Below are 17,375 nucleotides of genomic sequence, written 5' to 3'. Positions count from 1 at the left end.
GCGAAACATTTCAACAATGAGTTTCCGGTACGCGTTGGCGGCCATGCTCATGCGGAGTCATTGATGCCGCCGCCCGCCTGTTCTTCCGGAAACCTGCTGCACCGTTTCCGCCGTAATCGTCGCGGCTCGGCGGCTGTCGAGTTCGCGCTGGTCGCGCCGCTGTTCTTCGGGCTGCTGTTCGCGATCATCGAGACGTCAATGATCTTCTTCGCCGGCCAGGTGCTGGAGACGGTGACGCAGGATTCCGCGCGTGCGATCATGACCGGCCAGGCGCAGAGCGGCGCGGTCACGGGCTGCTCGACGCCCTGCACCCAGGCGCAGTTCAAGACCTATGTCTGCAGCCAGATCAGCGCTCTGTTCGATTGCGCCAATGGCATCTATATCGACGTGCGCAGCTACTCGCAGTTCGCCTCCGTCAATCTCGCCACGCCGATCGATGCGAGCGGAAACTTCCTCGCGGCCAACATGCAGTACAGCCTCGGCAATGCCGGCGACATCGTCGTCGTGCGCCTGTTCTACCAGTGGCCGCTGTTCGTCACCGGCCTCGGTTTCAACGCCGCAAATCTGAACAACAGCAAGCGCCTGCTGACCGCGACTGCGGCCTTCAAGAACGAGCCCTTCTGATGACGCGGAATTTGCGCCCGACATCGCGCATCTGGCTTCGCCTGCAGCGCTTCGCGCGCGACACGCGCGGCCTCGCCGCCGTCGAGTTCGCGTTTGTGCTGCCGGTGATGATGGTGCTGTTCTTCGGCACCATCGAGTTCTGTTCCGGCATCGCGGTCAGCCGCAAGGTGACGCTGATGGCGCGCACGCTGTCCGACCTGACGTCGCAATCGACCGCGGTGGCGAACAGCGATCTGACCAACTTCTTCAATGCCAGCATCGGCATCATGACGCCCTATTCGGCGACCCCGGCGAACATGACGATCTCCGAGCTTTTCGTCGATCCCACCACGCTGGTTGCGCGCGTGCAGTGGAGCCAGGGTTCGGCGCCGCGAGCCACCAGCAGCACGGTGCAGATTCCGGGCGCATTGCAGGTCGGCGGCACCTACCTGATCTTCAGCGAGGTCAACTACAAATACGTCCCGACGGTCGGCTGGGTGATGGCGAAGGCCGGGATCACCCTCAGCGACGTCGGTTATACCCGCCCGCGGCAATCGGTCTGCGTGTACTACACCGGCAACGCGGCGACGGCGTCGAGCTGTACGAAGCTGTAGGTCACCGAAGCTGGTTCCGTTCCGATGGAATCCGAACGCAGCTCCGGATTTCCGTTCTGAACGGCATTCTTCTCGCCGAGCGGTTTCGCCTCGCCCGCGTCTCAAAACGTTCGTATACAAACAAAAAGGCCGCACCTAACGATGCGGCCTTCATTGCCTCAAAGTCATTGCCCTAACGTCAAACTCTTGACGGCAATTTCCCGAAAGCCAGGGTTCCTGAAGGTCGAGGCTTGCGGGAAATCGGCTTATCCAGCGGCGCGCAGATTGTCGGCCGAGGATTTGCCGGAACGGCGGTCAGCCACGATCTCGTAGGAGATCTTCTGGCCTTCACGCAAAGTACCAAGGCCGGCACGCTCGACTGCACTGATGTGCACGAACACGTCGTTCCCGCCTTCATCCGGCTGGATGAAGCCGTAGCCCTTGGTCGCGTTAAACCACTTCACGGTTCCCATGCTCACGTGGGTAGTCCCTTCTCAGATATACAAGTTCAAGACCCGCTGATCGGCGGGGTGGTGAGATCGAATTTTTGGAAGGGTCGTCAGCGTCTGAACCGGCTGTACCGGTGGATAGCTAATGTCGTCCGGCCGAAAATCGATGCTAGATATTATTCGATAGAAAGGTTCAAAACAATCCTGACGTGCGCGATTTTTTGGCCCAGCGCAGCCGCCGGCCATTTGTCGCGCATGACGAGGGCATGTCATGCGCGCAGCGGTTGCAAGGCCCAGCCCTACCGGCGGCGGAACTGGCCGCCGCGTTGCTGGCCACCCCGCGGTGGACCGCCCGGCGAACTCGGACGTTCGTCCTTGTGACGGAATATCAGGCGGCCCTTTTCGAGATCGTAGGGCGACATTTCGATCGTGACCCGGTCGCCGGCCAGCGTCTTGATGCGGTTCTTCTTCATCTTGCCGGCTGTGTAGGCGACGATCTCGTGCCCGGCGTCGAGTTGAACCCGGTAGCGAGCGTCGGGGAGGATTTCGGTCACCAGTCCTTCGAACTGGATCAGCTCTTCCTTGGCCATATGTTTCTCCAGACCGAGCGACGGCTAGTGCTTCGGTCGGTTGTTGCGGTTGGATTGCGGATTCGGCCGGCTTTCGCGATGCAAGAAGGCGACGCCCTGGATGCCTTCGCTGCTGCCGGCCTGCGACGGACGCGGCGACTCGCCCCGGCTCGTCTGCGGCGCCCCATTGTTACCACCTCGACGGCGGCGGCGGCGAGGCCCTTTTGCACTTGGAGCGGCCTCGTTCCCACGGACATTGTGGGCTCGCGGGGCAGAACGCCCGCCGCGGTGCGGATGGGCCGCCTGCGCCGGCGCCGCGGCCTCGCGGTTGCCAGGAGTGCGGCGGTCTTCCCGCGGCACCGTGATGCGGATCAGCCGCTCGATGTCGCGCAGGTAGCCCATCTCCTCGGCGCCGGCGACCAGCGAGATCGCGACGCCGTCGGCACCGGCGCGCGCGGTGCGGCCGATGCGGTGAACATAGGTTTCAGGCACGTTCGGCAGGTCGAAATTCACCACATGGCTTATGCCGTCGACGTCGATGCCGCGGGCGGCGATGTCGGTCGCGACCAGCGTGCGGATCTCGCCGGAGCGGAACGCCGCCAGCGTGCGCTCGCGGTGGTTCTGCGACTTGTTGCCGTGGATCGCGTTGGCCTCGATGCCGGCCTTGGCGAGGCTCTTCACGACCTTGTCGGCGCCATGCTTGGTGCGGGTGAAGACGAGGGCGCGGTTGACCGGTTCATGCTTCAGGAGCTGCGCCAGCAACGCCGGTTTGGCCGCGAAATCGACCTGGATCGCGCGCTGGGCGATGCGGTCCACGGTCGAGGACACCGGCGTCACCGCGACGCGGGCGGGGTCGCGCAGCATCGCCTCGGCGAGCTCGGCGATGTCCTTGGGCATGGTTGCCGAGAAGAACAGCGTCTGCCGCCGGATCGGCAGCTTGGCGACGATTTTCCTGATGTCGTTGATGAAGCCCATGTCGAGCATGCGGTCGGCTTCATCGAGCACCAGGAACTCGACCTGGTTGAGCTTCAGCCCGTTGCTCTGCACGAGGTCGAGCAGGCGGCCGGGGGTGGCCACCATCACCTCGACGCCCTGCATCACGGCGCGAACCTGGCGGCCCATCGGCACGCCGCCGATCGCCAGTGCCGAGGAGAGGCGGATGTGGCGGCCATAGGCGTTGAAGCTGTCGAGGATCTGCCCCGAAAGCTCGCGCGTAGGCGAGAGCACCAGCACCCGGCAGCTCTTGGGCTGCGGGCGGACGCGGTTCTCGAGCAGGCGGTGCAGGATCGGCAGCGCGAACGAGGCGGTCTTGCCGGTGCCGGTCTGGGCGATGCCGACGACGTCACGTCCGGTGAGCGCGAGCGGGATGGTCTGGGCCTGGATGGGTGTGGGCGTGAGATAATTTTCTTCTCGAAGCGCACGGGCGATGGGATCGGCAAGGCCGAAATCCTGAAAGGAGGTCAAAAGATCATTCTTTCCATAAAGGCAGTCGTCGTCCCGGCCGATATTGCCAGGATCGCACGAGGGCTCAGGACACCCGCGTGTCTGGGGCATCTAGCTTGGTTAGCTGATAAGGCGAGCCAGAAGCCGTTGGGACGGCTTGGAACACGCAGCTCGCAAGGCACCGCGATTCGCGGCACCGCACGCATATGGACCAGGAACACGGCGTTTTCAAGGGTTTGCGAAACCGCGCGACAGATGCTCGCGAGGCCAGTCGTTGCGCAGCGTGTCACAAATCCATGCCGGAAATTTAGCCAAAGTCCCGATTTTGCCTATGAAATAGGCCGTCTGCTCTTCCGGCATACATTTTTTTAGCCCAAGAAATAGGCGCGCATATTCCGTATTTTCACGGAACTGGCAAAATTATCCAGTTGGTCCATTGGCTTAGTCGGCATGTGGTGCGTGGCACAGTTCTTGCGATTCCCTTAACCGCAGGCGGCCATGTGGGCCGTTCGCAAGCGTTCACGCCTGCGTCAGGGAGATGACATTTCATGCTTACTCAGCTTACTCACGCTATAACGACGATGACTCGTCGTCGCGCTCTCGCGGCGACCGCCGGCCTGGTTCTGGGCCTGGCTGCGTCCTCGCCGTTCTCGCCCGCGCTAGCGGCCGACGACACCATCAAGGTCGGTATTCTCCACTCGCTCTCCGGCACCATGGCCATCAGCGAAACCACGCTGAAGGACACTATTCTTTTCCTGATCGACGAGCAGAACAAGAAGGGCGGCGTGCTCGGCAAGAAGCTCGAGGCCGTCGTGGTCGATCCCGCGTCGAACTGGCCGCTGTTTGCGGAGAAGGCGCGCGAACTGATCACCAAGGACAAGGTCGCGGTCGTGTTCGGCTGCTGGACCTCGGTGTCGCGCAAGTCCGTGCTTCCGGTGTTCAAGGAGCTGAACAACATCCTGTTCTACCCCGTGCAGTATGAGGGCGAAGAGTCCGAGCGCAACGTGTTCTACACCGGCGCTGCGCCGAACCAGCAGGCGATCCCCGCCGTCGACTACCTGATGAAGGAAGAGAAGGTGAAGCGCTGGGTGCTGGCCGGCACCGACTACGTCTATCCGCGCACCACCAACAAGATCCTGGAAGCGTACCTGAAGTCGAAGGGCGTCGCCCAGGATGACATCATGATCAACTACACGCCGTTCGGTCACTCCGACTGGCAGACGATCGTGGCCGACATCAAGAAGTTCGGCTCGGCCGGCAAGAAGACCGCCGTGGTCTCCACCATCAACGGCGACGCCAACGTTCCCTTCTACAAGGAGCTCGGCAACCAGGGCATCAAGGCGACCGACATTCCGGTGGTCGCGTTCTCGGTCGGCGAGGAAGAGCTCGCAGGTCTCGATACCAAGCCGCTGGTCGGCCATCTCGCCGCCTGGAACTACTTCGAGTCGATCAAGACTCCGGCGAACGAGAAGTTCATCAAGGAGTGGCAGGCCTACACCAAGAATCCGAAGCGCACGACCAACGACCCGATGGAAGCACACTACATCGGCTTCAACATGTGGGTGAAGGCGGTCGAGAAGGTGAAGTCGACCGATCCGGACAAGGTGATCGACGCGCTCCCGGGCATCGAGGCGCCGAACCTGACCGGTGGCGTGTCGAAGATGCTGCCGAACCACCACATCACCAAGCCGGTGTTCATCGGCGAGATCAAGGCCGACGGCCAGTTCGACGTGGTCTGGAAGACTCCGGGCCTGGTCCCCGGCGACGCCTGGTCGAAGGAGCTTGAAGGTTCCAAGGACCTGATCGGCGACTGGGTCGGCAAGAAGTGCGGCAACTGGAACACCAAGACCAACAAGTGCGGCGGCCAGGGCTCTTAAAAAGACGCTCCTGATCCGATCCACGACACAACCTTCCAAGACGCTGGAGAAGGCGGCGCCGTCTGCCGCCTTCTCCTCACACTCCTGCCGGGGTACTCACGTGTTCGCCAACTGCCTTGATCGCCTTCGCGCGCTGTTGCTTTCCGTCCTGCTGCTCAGCTGCTTCGCCCTGCCGGCGCTGGCCGGTCCATTCGAGGACTCGGTCGCCAAATTCGCCAATGACGAATTTTCCGACACCGAGGCGGCGATCGGCGAGGTCGCTTCCTCGGGCAATCCACTTGCCTCCCCCATCATCAGTGCGCTGCAGGATGGCCGCCTGTCGGCCGATCCCGACAGCAAGAAGGTCTTCATCACCAAGACCGACGGCTCGATCATCGATGCCGCCACGGGCGCTGCCGTGGACAAGTTGCCAGACAATGCCGCGGCGGTCCGGCTCAACAACCGCCTGCGCCGCACCGTGGAGGCCGCGCTCGGCGGCCTGACGCTGCTGTCACCGGATCCGGCCAAGCGCCTGGCAGCCGCGCAATCCGTGTTCAAGAGCCACGAGGAGAGCCTGCTGCCGACGGTAGACAATGCGCTCGCCAAGGAGACCGTAAAGTCGATCAAGCAGGCCTTCGCCGAGGCGCGCGCGGCCATCATCCTGTTCAAGTCCGACGCGACCGACAGCGACAAGCTCGACGCCATCGCCGTGGTCAAGTCGCGTGGCGACCAGGAGGCGCTGGCGCTGCTCTCCGATCTCGGCACCGACCAGCCGCCGTTGGTCGCCAAGGCCGCGGCAAGCGCGATTTCCTCGATCCAGAGCAATCTCGCGATGTGGTCGATGGTGCAGAACGCCTGGTACGGCCTGTCGCTCGGCTCGGTGCTCCTGCTCGCGGCGATCGGCCTTGCCATCACCTTCGGCGTGATGGGCGTCATCAACATGGCGCATGGCGAGATGGTGATGCTCGGGGCCTACACCACCTTCGTGGTGCAGGAGGTGATCCGCGCCCGCTACCCCGGCCTGTTCGACTATTCGCTGCTGATCGCGGTGCCGCTCGCCTTCGTCGTCGCCGGCGCCGTCGGTGTCGTGATCGAGCGAACCATCATCCGTTTCCTCTACGGCCGTCCGCTGGAAACCCTGCTTGCGACCTGGGGCCTGTCGCTGGTGCTGCAACAGGCCGTGCGCACCCTGTTCGGCCCGACCAATCGCGAGGTCGGCAACCCGTCCTGGATGAGCGGCGCGTTCGACCTCGGCCAGATCACCATCACCTACAACCGGCTCTGGATCCTCTGCTTCACGCTCGCGGTATTCGCCATCCTGCTTGCGATGCTGCGCTACACCGCGCTGGGACTCGAGATGCGCGCGGTGACGCAGAACCGGCGCATGGCGGCCTCGATGGGCATCGCCACCTCGCGCGTCGACGCGCTGACCTTCGGCCTCGGCTCCGGCATCGCCGGGATTGCCGGCGTGGCGCTCTCCCAGATCGACAATGTCAGCCCGAACCTCGGCCAGAGCTATATCATCGACAGCTTCATGGTCGTGGTGTTCGGCGGCGTCGGCAATCTCTGGGGCACGCTGGTCGGCGCCTTCACGCTCGGCATCGCCAACAAGTTCCTCGAACCGGTGGCGGGCGCGGTGCTCGGCAAGATCGCGATCCTGGTGCTGATCATCCTGTTCATCCAGAAGCGGCCCCGCGGCCTGTTCGCGCTCAAGGGACGGGCGGTGGAAGCATGACCCCGCACATCCTCACCCGCTCGCTCGATCGTGCTGCGGCGACCTTCATCCTGGTCGTCGCAACCCTCGGCGTGCTGATCCCGCTATCGAACCTGCTGCTGCCGCAGGGCTCGGCACTCCACGTCCCGACCTACCTGGTGGCGCTTTGGGGCAAGTATGTCTGTTATGCCATCCTGGCGCTCTCGATCGACCTGATCTGGGGTTATTGCGGCATCCTCTCGCTTGGCCATGGCGCGTTCTTCGCCCTCGGCGGCTACGCCATGGGCATGTACCTGATGCGCCAGATCGGCAGCCGCGGCGTCTACGGCAATCCTGTCCTGCCGGACTTCATGGTGTTCCTGAACTGGAGCAAGCTGCCCTGGTATTGGTACGGCTTCGATCACTTTGCCTTCGCCGCGCTGATGGTGCTGCTGGTACCGGGCCTCCTGGCATTCTGCTTCGGCTGGCTTGCCTTCAGATCCCGCGTTACCGGTGTCTATCTCTCGATCATCACCCAGGCGATGACCTATGCGCTGCTGCTCGCGTTCTTCCGCAACGATTTCGGCTTCGGTGGAAACAACGGCCTGACCGATTTCAAGGACATCCTCGGCTTCAACGTGCAGGCGGAAGGCACGCGCTGCGCGCTGTTCCTGCTGAGCTGCCTGGCGCTCATCATCGCATTCATGATGTGCCGCGCGGTGGTGTCCTCGAAGCTCGGCAAGGTCCTGATCGCGGTGCGCGACGCCGAAAGCCGCACCCGCTTCCTCGGCTACCGGGTCGAATCCTACAAGCTGTTCGTGTTCACCCTGTCGGCCTGCATGGCCGGCGTCGCGGGCGCGCTTTACGTACCGCAGGTCGGCATCATCAACCCGAGCGAGTTCGCGCCCGGCAACTCCATTGAAGCGGTGATCTGGGTCGCCGTCGGTGGCCGCGGAACGCTGGTCGGCGCTGCGCTCGGCGCCGTCGTGGTCAACTATGCCAAGACCTTCTTCACCTCGGGGCCGCTGGCGCCGTACTGGCTGTTCATGCTGGGCGCGCTGTTCATCCTGGTCACGCTGCTGCTGCCCAAGGGCATCGTCGGCACCTTCAACAGCTGGCGCGAGAACCAGCGCAGCACCGGCATAGCGGCTGACGAAGCCAGCGCGGCGCGCGAAGACGGCGTCCGCGCGCCGAAGATGGCGGAGTAGGCCGATGAACGTGATGGATACCCGCGCGACCTCGGCCATGCTCTATCTCGACGGCGTGCACGTCTCGTTCGACGGCTTCCACGCCATCAACAACCTGTCGCTGACGCTCGCGCCCGGCGAGATGCGCGCCATCATCGGCCCCAACGGTGCCGGCAAGACCACGATGATGGACATCATCACGGGCAAGACCAGGCCGGACCAGGGCACGGTGCTGTTCGACGGCACCGTCGACCTGACGCGGCTCGACGAGACCCGCATCGCCGAGCTCGGCATCGGACGCAAGTTCCAGAAGCCGACCGTGTTCGAGAGCCAGACCGTGCAGGACAATCTGCTGCTCGCGCTCAATGTCGATCACTCCGTGCGCGGCACGCTGTTCTGGCGCGGCAGCAAGGCGGAATCAGAGCGTATCGACAAGGTGCTCGAGACCATCCGCCTCACCGATGCGCGCAACCGCCTCGCCGGCAGCCTGTCGCACGGCCAGAAGCAATGGCTCGAGATCGGCATGCTGCTGGCGCAGGACCCGAAGGTACTGCTGGTCGACGAGCCGGTCGCGGGCATGACCGATGTCGAGACCCATCTGACCGCCGAGCTCCTCAAGCAGATCAACAAGAACCACACCATCATGGTGGTCGAGCACGACATGACGTTCGTCCGCGAGCTCGGCGTCAAGGTGACGTGCCTGCACGAAGGTTCGGTGCTGGCGGAAGGCAGCATCGATCAGGTGTCGTCGAACGAGCGCGTCGTCGAAGTGTATCTGGGACGTTAGAGCGATGCTGAAGGTCGAAAACATCAACCTGTTCTACGGTGCGGCGCAGGCGCTGCGCGGCGTGTCGCTGAGCGCCGAGCCCGGCAAGGTCACCTGCGTGCTCGGGCGCAACGGCGTCGGCAAGACCTCGCTGCTGCGCGCCATGGTCGGGCAATATCCGATCGCCTCGGGCACGATCAACTTCGACGGCAAGGACATCACGACGCTGAAGCCATACGAGCGGGCGCGCCGCGGCATCGGCTTCGTGCCGCAGGGCCGCGAGATCTTCCCGCTGCTGACGGTGGAGGAGAACCTCAAGACCGGCTTCGGTCCGCTGAAGCGCGAGGACCGCAACATCCCCGACGACGTGTTCTCGCTGTTTCCGGTGCTGGAGACCATGCTCGGCCGCCGCGGCGGCGACCTCTCGGGCGGCCAGCAGCAGCAGCTCGCGATCGGCCGCGCTTTGGTGATGCGGCCAAAGCTCCTGCTGCTGGACGAGCCGACCGAAGGCATCCAGCCGTCGATCATCAAGGATATCGGCCGCGCCATCTCCTACCTGCGCAACCTCGGCAACATCGCGATCGTGCTGGTCGAACAATATCTCGACTTTGCCTGCGAACTCGGCGACAGTTTCGCCGTGATGGACCGGGGCGCGGTGAAATATGCCTGCGACCGCGCGAACCTCGATCCGACCGAGATCAGCCGCCAGATGGCGCTGTGACAAGATGACGTCGCTTGCTGCGGCGCGTACCTGTGGGAGTGTCGGGCGGATATGCGGAGCGAGATCGCGGGCGCGGCTTCAGCGACGTTTGCGGCGAACCGCGCCCAGGGCGCGGTCAGGTTCGGCGTCCATCTCAGGGATGGCGTGACCCGCCGCGGTGACCTTCATGAATCAGGCTCGTTGCGGGTGCGATTTCCGTCGCCGGAAGGCGAAGGGTTGTCGGCCATGTTCGTCAACACCGCCGGGGGGATCGCCGGCGGCGATCGTTTCGACGTCGGCATCGCTGCCGGCGAGGGCGCCCGCCTGACGCTGACCACGGCGGCCGCCGAGAAAGTCTATCGCGCGCCGGCAGCATTTTCGAGCGAAGTGGTTACCAGTTCGCGTGAAGAAAATGCGTCCGAGGATGGCGAGAGTTTGGTGCGATCCAGACGGATCGCGCCAAACCCGGGGACGGCGGCGCAGCTTGCGATATCGCTGAAGGTTGCGGCCGGCGCGCATCTCGCCTGGCTGCCGCAGGAGACCATCCTGTTCGATCGCGCCCGCATCCATCGCCGTTTCGACATCGACCTCGCCGAGGGCGCGTCCCTCCTGCTCTGCGAGATCGTGGTATTCGGCCGCACTGCCATGGGCGAAACGATGCGGCACGGCGAATTCGTCGATCGCTGGCGGATGCGCCGTGGCGGCCGGCTGGCATTCGCGGAGACGATCCGCCTCGACGGCGCGATCGGCGACAAGCTTGCGCGGCCCGCGATCGCCAAGGGTTGCGCGGCGATCGGCACCGCGCTGATCGTGCCTGGTGACGAGGCGCTGGTCGAGCGCATCCGCGAGGCGTCCGAAAGCTTCGGTGGCGAGGTCGGCATCTCAGCCTGGAATGGATTTGCAATGGCGCGCTTCTGTGCCCAAGATGCGGGGAGGCTGCGCGCCGACATGATGGCGGTGCTCGGCCGTGCCTCCGCCGCCCCGCTGCCAAGACTCTGGCTCAACTAGAAGCCTGTGGCTCAACCAAACCTTTCAACGCTTTCAGAGTGCTCGCATGAATTTGTCTCCCCGCGAAAAGGACAAGCTCCTGGTCTCGATGGCGGCCATGGTGGCGCGCCGCAGGCTCGAGCGCGGCGTCAAGCTGAACCATCCCGAGGCCGTGGCGCTGATCACCGATTTCATCGTCGAGGGCGCGCGCGACGGTCGCACGGTTGCCGAGCTGATGCAGGCCGGCGCCAAGGTCCTGACCCGCGACCAGGTGATGGCCGGGATCCCGGAGATGATCCACGATATCCAGGTCGAGGCGACGTTTCCCGACGGGACCAAGCTGGTCACCGTGCACGAGCCGATCCGATGATGCCGGAGGGCACACGCCTCGTCACGCGTGCCGTCCGTTTCGCCGCGGAGCGGCACGCCGACCAGCGCCGCAAGGGGCTGCGGCAGCGACCCTATTTCAATCATCTTGCGGAGGTTGCCGATCTCCTGTCGGAGGCAACCGGAGGCGACGACACAGCGCTGATCGCTGCCGCATACCTGCATGATACGATTGAGGATACCCAGACCGGCCCCGACGAGTTGCGCGAGCAGTTCGGGGCGGACATTACCTCCCTCGTGATGGAGGTTACCGATGACAAGAGCTTGCCCAAGATGGAGCGCAAGCGGCTCCAGATCGCAACTGCGCCGAAGAAGAGCCCGCGCGCAAAGCTGCTCAAGATTGCCGACGCGACCAGCAACGTCAGGACTTTGGCGCTCGATCCACCAACCGATTGGGGTGCCGATCGCATGCAGGACTACGTCGATTGGGCCGGGCAGGTCATCAGTCATTGCCGTGGATTGAATCCAATCCTCGACACTGCATTCGACACCGCAACGGCGGAGGCGCGCGCCGCAATCAGCGCTCGCATGGCAGAAGGAGCCAAGGCATGATCCCCGGAGAACTCTTCATCAAGGATGGCGAGATCGAGCTCAATGCGGGCCGCAAGACGGTGACGGTGTCGGTTGCCAACAGCGGCGACCGCCCGATCCAGGTCGGCTCGCACTATCATTTCTTCGAAACCAACCCGGCGCTGAAGTTCGACCGCAAGAAAGCCCGCGGCATGCGCCTCGACATCGCCGCCGGCACCGCCGTGCGTTTCGAGCCGGGCCAGACTCGTGATGTCCAGCTGGTCGCGCTGGCCGGCAAGCGCGTCATCTACGGCTTTCGGGCCGAGGTGAAGGGCAAGCTGTAAACCCATGCTCTCCGCGATCCGCCTCATTTCCGAAGCAGCTGAGCTTGCCGCGCGCCGCCACAACGGAATGGCGCGCAAGGGGCGTGGCAATGAGCCCTATATCAATCATCTGGCCGAGGTCGCCAACCTGCTCGCAGTCGTCACCGATGGGGTTGATGCCGAGTTGGTCGCGGCCGGCTGGCTGCACGACACGATCGAGGATACCGAGACGACGCGCGAGGAACTCGCCCGGAGATTCGGCACGCGCGTCGCCTCGCTGGTCGTCGAATGCACTGACGACATGAGCCTGCCGCAACCGGTGCGCCGGCAGAAGCAGATCGAGGACGCTCCGCATAAATCTACCGATGCAAAGCTGATCAAGACCGCCGACAAGATCAGCAATATCGGTGCCCGGATCGTGCCGCATCCAAGTGCGGATGAGCGCGGCGATCTCGCCGATTATGCGGCCTGGGCCGATCGGGTGGTTGCCGGTTGCCGGGGAATCAATCCGCGGCTCGACCGCATTTTCGATGACACCGTTGCGCGCGCGAAGGCCGCGCTGGCTGACACAGGGGGCTGAGATGTCCGTCAAGATCAAACGTTCCGTTTATGCCGACATGTTCGGCCCCACCACCGGCGACAAGGTGCGGCTCGCCGACACCGACCTGATCATCGAGGTCGAGAAGGACCTAACCACCTATGGCGAGGAGGTGAAATTCGGCGGCGGCAAGGTGATCCGCGACGGCATGGGCCAATCGCAGGTGACGAACGCGCAGGGCGCCGCCGACACCGTGATCACCAACGCGCTGATCGTCGACCACTGGGGTATCGTGAAGGCCGACGTCGCGATCAAGGAGGGCATGATCGCAGCCATAGGCAAGGCCGGCAATCCGGATATCCAGCCCAACGTCACCATCGTGATCGGGCCCGGCACCGACGTGATCGCGGGCGAGGGCAAGATCCTCACCGCGGGCGGATTCGACAGCCACATCCATTTCATCTGCCCGCAGCAGATCGAGCACGCGCTGATGAGTGGCGTCACCTCGATGCTGGGCGGCGGCACCGGGCCGTCGCATGGCACCTTCGCCACCACCTGCACGCCGGGTCCGTGGCACATGGGGCGGATGATCCAGTCGTTCGATGCTTTCCCGGTCAATCTCGGCATCTCCGGCAAGGGCAACGCGTCCCGCCCCGCTGCGCTGGTCGAGATGGTCAAGGCCGGTGCCTGTGCGCTGAAGCTGCACGAGGACTGGGGCACCACGCCGTCGGCGATCGACACCTGCCTCTCGGTCGCCGACGACTACGACGTCCAGGTGATGCTGCACTCGGACACGCTGAACGAGTCGGGCTTCGTCGAGGACACCGTGAAGGCGTTCAAGGGCCGCACGATCCACGCCTTCCATACCGAGGGCGCCGGTGGCGGCCATGCACCTGACATCATCAAGATTGCAGGGCTGAAGAACGTGCTGCCGTCCTCGACCAATCCGACGCGGCCGTTCACCCGCAACACCATCGACGAGCATCTGGACATGCTGATGGTGTGTCACCATCTCGATCCCTCGATCGCCGAAGACCTCGCCTTTGCCGAAAGCCGCATCCGCAAGGAGACCATCGCAGCGGAGGACATCCTGCACGATCTCGGCGCGCTCTCGATGATGTCGTCGGATTCGCAGGCGATGGGCCGGCTGGGGGAGGTCATCATCCGCACCTGGCAGACCGCCGACAAGATGAAGAAGCAGCGCGGCGCGCTGCCGCAGGACCGGGGCAACGACAACGACAATTTCCGCGTCAAGCGCTACATCGCCAAATACACCGTCAATCCCGCGATCGCGCATGGCGTCTCGAAGCTGATCGGCTCGGTCGAGAAGGGGAAGCTCGCCGATCTCGTGCTGTGGTCGCCGGCATTCTTCGGCGTCAAGCCTGATTGCATCATCAAGGGCGGCTCCATCGTGGCGGCTCCGATGGGCGATCCCAACGCCTCGATCCCGACGCCGCAGCCCGTGCACTATCAGCCGATGTTCGCAGCGTTCGGCAAGTCGCTGACGGCATCATCGGTGGTATTCACCTCGAAGGCGGCGGTGACCGGCGGCCTCGCCCGCAAGCTTGGCATATCCAAGAAGCTCTACGCCGTGCAGAACACCCGCGGAAAGATCTCAAAGAAGAGCATGATTCACAATGACGCCACCCCCGACATCGAAGTCGATCCGGAGACCTATGAGGTACGCGCAGACGGCGAGCTCCTGACCTGCGCGCCGGCGGAGGTGCTGCCCATGGCACAGCGTTACTTTATGTTCTAAAACCGCTCCCGGTATCTGTAATCAAAAGAGAAAACCGGGAGGAATTTCAATGATTTACGTCGTCGCCACGCTGACCATCAAGCCCGAGACCCGTGCCGAGTTCATCGCCGCGGCGACGGCCTGCATCAAGGAGACCCGGAAGGAGCCGGGCAACATCGCCTACGATCTGCACGAGAGCGTCACCGACCACAGCAAGATGGTGTTCGTCGAGCAGTGGGACAACGCCGAGGCGCTGGTGCCGCATCGCGCCGCCGAGCACATGAAGACGTTTGGCCGGGTCGCAGTGAAATGCATGGCCGCGCCGCCGAAGATCGAGGTGATCACGCCGGAGAAGGTCGACGTGCGCTAAGCAAGAAGACGGAGAATATCTATGATCTACGTGATTGCCACCACGCCGATGAAGCCGGAGAACCGCGACGACTTCATCAGGGGGCACAAGGCCTGCACCGTCGAGACCCGCAAGGAGAAGGGCTGCCTCTCCTATGACGGCCATGTCAGCGTCAACGACCCCAATCTCTATGTCGTGGTCGAGCGCTGGGAGACCCGCGACGACCTCAACGCGCACGCCAGGGCTCCGCACATGAGGGTGTGGCGGGATTATTCCGCGCAGATGAAGACCGCGCCGACGGTGATCGAGATCATCAGCGACGGCAAGGTCGAAAAGATCTAACGCATTGGGCAGGTTTCGATGATCCGCGCGACCAAGGTTTTCGGACAGCATCGCTGGAAGGAGGCGCCGGCAGACACCGTCGTGCTCGATTTCGACGACCGTCATCGGCGACGGATGGTGATGTCAGGCACGCGCGGGCTCGAGTTCCTGCTCGATCTCGAGACCGCGGTCGCCTTGCGGGGCGGCGATGCGCTGGTGCTGGAGGACGGCCGCCTGGTCGAGGTGGTCGCGGCGCCGGAGCCGCTGCTCGAAATCCGCGGCAGCGATCCTCATCATCTGATCCGGGTCGCCTGGCATCTCGGCAACCGCCATCTGCCGACGCAGATCATGCCGAAGGGTCTGCGCATCCGCCGCGATCACGTGATCGAGGCGATGGTGCAGGGGTTGGGTGCCCGCGTCATCGAGATCGAAGCGCCGTTCGATCCCGAGGGCGGCGCCTATGCCGGCCACGCCGATGCCGAGGCGCACGCGGATGCTCATGGCGGGCACGACCATGCGCATAGCCACGCGCATGCCCATGGCCATCACCATCACCATGATCACGGGCATGATCACCATCATCGCGGTGATCACCATCACGATGATGGCCATGTCCATGACGAGCATTGCGGCCACGAGCATCACGATCACGACCACTCCCATGCTCATGACCACAAATGAGCACAATCCCGCCGCTGGCAGCGGCGGGATGACGGAAGAGGAGGCGCGGGCGCTGTACCGCCTGATGACATGGCTGTCGCCGTCCTTTCCGGTCGGCGCGTTCTCCTATTCCTCAGGCATCGAATGGGCGGTGGAGGCGGGCGACATCACGGACGCCGCATCGCTGCGCGACTGGCTTGCAGCGATGCTCGCCGACGGCAGCGGATTTTGCGACAGCGTTTTCCTGGCGCAGAGCCACCGCGCGGCATCGGGGCACGACGATGCCACCCTCAAGGAGATCGCCGAACTCGCCGCCGCCTTCGTGCCTTCGCGCGAGCGGCAGCTCGAGACCACGACGCAAGGCCGCGCCTTCATCGATATCGCGCGCGCAGCGTGGAATTCCGCAGGCCTCGACGCCATGGTTGCGACGTGCGACGGCTCGGTCGTCTATCCGGTCGCGGTCGGCCTCGTCAGCGCTGCGCATGGCATTCCGCTGGCGCCGGCACTGCACGCTTTCCTGCACGCCGTGGTCTCCAACTGGATCTCTGCAGGGAGCCGGCTGATCCCGCTGGGGCAAACCGACAGCCAGCGCGTGCTGGCCGCTCTCGAACCTGATGTCGCCGAGACCGCCCGGCGCGCCGGCGCTGCATCGCTCGACGATCTCGGCAGCGCAACGTTCCGCGCCGATCTCGCCAGCCTCCGCCATGAGGCGCAATATACGAGGCTGTTCCGGTCATGATGCACGAGACTGTCCGCGCGGCGGCCCGGCGCAGGCCCGGACCCATGACCACCGATGTTCGGGTTATGAAGGGCTGCGGCTCCGGCTTCGCGAAACGATTCACTTCTGGGGTAATGGATCCCGGCTTGTGCACCAGGCCGGGACGACAATGGATGGATTGACATGCCCACTTCTCACGGCCCATTGCGTGTCGGCGTTGGCGGTCCGGTCGGTTCCGGCAAGACCGCGCTGATGGACCTGCTCTGCAAGGCGATGCGCGAACGCTACGACATCGCGGCGATCACCAACGACATCTACACCAAATGGGATGCCGAGTTCCTGGTACGTTCGGGGTCGCTGACGGCAGATCGCATCGCCGGTGTCGAGACAGGCGGCTGCCCGCACACCGCGATCCGCGAGGACGCCTCGATGAATCTCGCCGCGGTCGCCGACATGCGCGCCAAGTTTCCGAACCTCGACCTGGTGCTGATCGAGTCCGGCGGCGACAACCTCGCTGCGACCTTCTCGCCCGAGCTGGCGGACCTGACCATCTACGTGATCGACGTTGCCGCCGGCGACAAGATCCCGTCCAAGGGCGGTCCCGGGATCACGCGATCCGACCTGCTCGTGATCAACAAGATCGACCTCGCCCCCCATGTCGGTGCGTCGCTGGAAAAGATGGACACCGACGCGAAGCGGATGCGCGGCGAGCGGCCATTCGTGATGACCAACCTGAAGAAGAGCGACGGTCTCGACAGCATCGTCAGCTTCATCGAGACCAAGGGCGGCCTTCGGTCGCAGGCCAAGGGCAAGGTCGCCAAGGCGGGCTAGGCGTTAACGATTGTGGCGACGCTAGCTACGGCAGCCGCCAATCGCAGGTCCGCCGCAAAAAAGTTGCGCAATCGTCGGAACAATTCCCAACTTTGCCGATTAGCAACCTCTGGCGCCGCCAAAGATCGGCCGGGCGGCGCCAGCGTTAATGTTG

The 17,375-nt window shown here is 64.0% G+C and carries 21 protein-coding genes; 18 read left to right on the top strand and 3 right to left on the bottom strand.

What is annotated here, in order from left to right; all coding sequences use genetic code 11:
• Window positions 1-63 precede the first annotated feature (63 nt).
• Together JQ586_RS21805 and JQ586_RS21800 are read left to right on the top strand one after the other, a co-directional pair.
• On the top strand, window positions 64-624 hold the full coding sequence (locus JQ586_RS21805; RefSeq protein WP_212396663.1) for a TadE/TadG family type IV pilus assembly protein: 561 nt from the start codon (window positions 64-66) through the stop codon (window positions 622-624).
• The gene (locus JQ586_RS21800) at window positions 624-1,217 is read left to right on the top strand and encodes a TadE/TadG family type IV pilus assembly protein (protein WP_212396662.1); all 594 of its coding nucleotides are present in this window, start codon (window positions 624-626) and stop codon (window positions 1,215-1,217) included. Before JQ586_RS21805 ends, JQ586_RS21800 begins: the two co-directional genes overlap by 1 nt.
• A gap of 245 nt (window positions 1,218-1,462) precedes the next feature.
• Here the strand turns inward: JQ586_RS21800 and JQ586_RS21795 are convergent, their stop codons facing one another.
• From JQ586_RS21795 to JQ586_RS21785, 3 genes are all read right to left on the bottom strand, one after another.
• Entirely contained in the window at window positions 1,463-1,675 is a 213-nt protein-coding gene (locus JQ586_RS21795) for a cold-shock protein (protein WP_016842648.1), read from the bottom strand.
• A 269-nt stretch (window positions 1,676-1,944) separates the two neighbouring features.
• Window positions 1,945-2,235 (bottom strand): translation initiation factor IF-1, encoded by a 291-nt coding sequence (gene infA, locus JQ586_RS21790; protein WP_066515688.1) that lies wholly within the window; start codon window positions 2,233-2,235, stop codon window positions 1,945-1,947.
• A 24-nt stretch (window positions 2,236-2,259) separates the two neighbouring features.
• Window positions 2,260-3,678, bottom strand: a complete 1,419-nt coding sequence (locus tag JQ586_RS21785) for a DEAD/DEAH box helicase (protein WP_212396661.1) — start codon at window positions 3,676-3,678, stop codon at window positions 2,260-2,262.
• 527 nt (window positions 3,679-4,205) lie between these two features.
• Here JQ586_RS21785 and urtA point away from each other — a divergent pair.
• From urtA to ureG, 16 genes are all read left to right on the top strand, one after another.
• On the top strand, window positions 4,206-5,534 hold the full coding sequence (gene urtA / locus JQ586_RS21780; protein ID WP_212396660.1) for an urea ABC transporter substrate-binding protein: 1,329 nt from the start codon (window positions 4,206-4,208) through the stop codon (window positions 5,532-5,534).
• Between the two features lie 133 nt (window positions 5,535-5,667).
• Window positions 5,668-7,248 (top strand): urea ABC transporter permease subunit UrtB, encoded by a 1,581-nt coding sequence (urtB, locus tag JQ586_RS21775; RefSeq protein ID WP_249147900.1) that lies wholly within the window; start codon window positions 5,668-5,670, stop codon window positions 7,246-7,248.
• Window positions 7,245-8,414 (top strand): urea ABC transporter permease subunit UrtC, encoded by a 1,170-nt coding sequence (urtC, locus tag JQ586_RS21770; protein WP_212396658.1) that lies wholly within the window; start codon window positions 7,245-7,247, stop codon window positions 8,412-8,414. The genes urtB and urtC overlap by 4 nt, the downstream gene beginning before the upstream one ends.
• 4 nt (window positions 8,415-8,418) lie before the next feature.
• Window positions 8,419-9,180 carry an urea ABC transporter ATP-binding protein UrtD gene (gene urtD, locus JQ586_RS21765; protein WP_212396657.1) on the top strand — a complete coding sequence of 254 codons (762 nt, stop codon included), beginning with the start codon at window positions 8,419-8,421 and terminating at the stop codon, window positions 9,178-9,180.
• A 4-nt stretch (window positions 9,181-9,184) separates the two neighbouring features.
• Entirely contained in the window at window positions 9,185-9,880 is a 696-nt protein-coding gene (gene urtE / locus JQ586_RS21760) for an urea ABC transporter ATP-binding subunit UrtE (RefSeq protein WP_212396656.1), read from the top strand.
• Window positions 9,881-9,931: 51 nt separating this feature from the next.
• Complete coding sequence (locus tag JQ586_RS21755) at window positions 9,932-10,867, top strand: urease accessory protein UreD (RefSeq protein ID WP_212396655.1); 936 nt, start codon at window positions 9,932-9,934, stop codon at window positions 10,865-10,867.
• A gap of 46 nt (window positions 10,868-10,913) precedes the next feature.
• Window positions 10,914-11,216 (top strand): urease subunit gamma, encoded by a 303-nt coding sequence (locus JQ586_RS21750; protein ID WP_212396654.1) that lies wholly within the window; start codon window positions 10,914-10,916, stop codon window positions 11,214-11,216.
• Window positions 11,216-11,785 carry an HD domain-containing protein gene (locus tag JQ586_RS21745; protein WP_212396699.1) on the top strand — a complete coding sequence of 190 codons (570 nt, stop codon included), beginning with the start codon at window positions 11,216-11,218 and terminating at the stop codon, window positions 11,783-11,785. Before JQ586_RS21750 ends, JQ586_RS21745 begins: the two co-directional genes overlap by 1 nt.
• Entirely contained in the window at window positions 11,782-12,087 is a 306-nt protein-coding gene (locus tag JQ586_RS21740) for an urease subunit beta (protein WP_212396653.1), read from the top strand. Before JQ586_RS21745 ends, JQ586_RS21740 begins: the two co-directional genes overlap by 4 nt.
• Window positions 12,088-12,091: 4 nt before the next feature.
• The gene (locus JQ586_RS21735) at window positions 12,092-12,646 is read left to right on the top strand and encodes an HD domain-containing protein (protein WP_212396652.1); all 555 of its coding nucleotides are present in this window, start codon (window positions 12,092-12,094) and stop codon (window positions 12,644-12,646) included.
• Between the two features lies 1 nt (window position 12,647).
• Entirely contained in the window at window positions 12,648-14,363 is a 1,716-nt protein-coding gene (ureC, locus tag JQ586_RS21730; protein ID WP_212396651.1) for an urease subunit alpha, read from the top strand.
• Window positions 14,364-14,412: 49 nt separating this feature from the next.
• Window positions 14,413-14,712, top strand: a complete 300-nt coding sequence (locus tag JQ586_RS21725; RefSeq protein WP_212396650.1) for a putative quinol monooxygenase — start codon at window positions 14,413-14,415, stop codon at window positions 14,710-14,712.
• A 21-nt stretch (window positions 14,713-14,733) separates the two neighbouring features.
• A complete protein-coding gene (locus tag JQ586_RS21720; RefSeq protein WP_212396649.1) occupies window positions 14,734-15,033 on the top strand; it encodes a putative quinol monooxygenase in 300 nt (99 codons plus the stop codon).
• Window positions 15,034-15,051: 18 nt separating this feature from the next.
• On the top strand, window positions 15,052-15,693 hold the full coding sequence (locus JQ586_RS21715; RefSeq protein ID WP_212396648.1) for an urease accessory protein UreE: 642 nt from the start codon (window positions 15,052-15,054) through the stop codon (window positions 15,691-15,693).
• Window positions 15,674-16,411, top strand: a complete 738-nt coding sequence (locus JQ586_RS21710; RefSeq protein ID WP_212396698.1) for an urease accessory protein UreF — start codon at window positions 15,674-15,676, stop codon at window positions 16,409-16,411. Before JQ586_RS21715 ends, JQ586_RS21710 begins: the two co-directional genes overlap by 20 nt.
• Before the next feature lie 162 nt (window positions 16,412-16,573).
• Entirely contained in the window at window positions 16,574-17,221 is a 648-nt protein-coding gene (ureG, locus tag JQ586_RS21705; protein WP_212396647.1) for an urease accessory protein UreG, read from the top strand.
• Window positions 17,222-17,375 lie beyond the last annotated feature (154 nt).

It is taken from the genome of Bradyrhizobium jicamae (genome assembly GCF_018130215.1).
Classification (GTDB): Bacteria; Pseudomonadota; Alphaproteobacteria; order Rhizobiales; family Xanthobacteraceae; genus Bradyrhizobium; species Bradyrhizobium jicamae_A.
Note: the sequence above shows the minus strand (reverse complement) of the source record. Positions and strands in the feature narration are given on the sequence as shown.

Bases quoted from the DNA above. Each gene is read 5' to 3' on its own strand.
- JQ586_RS21750 (WP_212396654.1), top strand. From the start codon at position 10,914: ATGAATTTGTCTCCCCGCGAAAAGGACAAGCTCCTGGTCTCGATGGCG.
- urtA (WP_212396660.1), top strand. From the start codon at position 4,206: ATGCTTACTCAGCTTACTCACGCTATAACGACGATGACTCGTCGTCGC.
- JQ586_RS21735 (WP_212396652.1), top strand. From the start codon at position 12,092: ATGCTCTCCGCGATCCGCCTCATTTCCGAAGCAGCTGAGCTTGCCGCG.
- JQ586_RS21710 (WP_212396698.1), top strand. From the start codon at position 15,674: ATGCTCATGACCACAAATGAGCACAATCCCGCCGCTGGCAGCGGCGGG.
- JQ586_RS21745 (WP_212396699.1), top strand. From the start codon at position 11,216: ATGCCGGAGGGCACACGCCTCGTCACGCGTGCCGTCCGTTTCGCCGCG.
- JQ586_RS21720 (WP_212396649.1), top strand. From the start codon at position 14,734: ATGATCTACGTGATTGCCACCACGCCGATGAAGCCGGAGAACCGCGAC.
- JQ586_RS21715 (WP_212396648.1), top strand. From the start codon at position 15,052: ATGATCCGCGCGACCAAGGTTTTCGGACAGCATCGCTGGAAGGAGGCG.
- urtC (WP_212396658.1), top strand. From the start codon at position 7,245: ATGACCCCGCACATCCTCACCCGCTCGCTCGATCGTGCTGCGGCGACC.
- urtD (WP_212396657.1), top strand. From the start codon at position 8,419: ATGAACGTGATGGATACCCGCGCGACCTCGGCCATGCTCTATCTCGAC.
- JQ586_RS21755 (WP_212396655.1), top strand. From the start codon at position 9,932: ATGCGGAGCGAGATCGCGGGCGCGGCTTCAGCGACGTTTGCGGCGAAC.
- JQ586_RS21740 (WP_212396653.1), top strand. From the start codon at position 11,782: ATGATCCCCGGAGAACTCTTCATCAAGGATGGCGAGATCGAGCTCAAT.
- infA (WP_066515688.1), bottom strand. From the start codon at position 2,235: ATGGCCAAGGAAGAGCTGATCCAGTTCGAAGGACTGGTGACCGAAATC.
- ureG (WP_212396647.1), top strand. From the start codon at position 16,574: ATGCCCACTTCTCACGGCCCATTGCGTGTCGGCGTTGGCGGTCCGGTC.
- urtE (WP_212396656.1), top strand. From the start codon at position 9,185: ATGCTGAAGGTCGAAAACATCAACCTGTTCTACGGTGCGGCGCAGGCG.
- JQ586_RS21805 (WP_212396663.1), top strand. From the start codon at position 64: ATGCCGCCGCCCGCCTGTTCTTCCGGAAACCTGCTGCACCGTTTCCGC.
- JQ586_RS21725 (WP_212396650.1), top strand. From the start codon at position 14,413: ATGATTTACGTCGTCGCCACGCTGACCATCAAGCCCGAGACCCGTGCC.
- JQ586_RS21800 (WP_212396662.1), top strand. From the start codon at position 624: ATGACGCGGAATTTGCGCCCGACATCGCGCATCTGGCTTCGCCTGCAG.
- ureC (WP_212396651.1), top strand. From the start codon at position 12,648: ATGTCCGTCAAGATCAAACGTTCCGTTTATGCCGACATGTTCGGCCCC.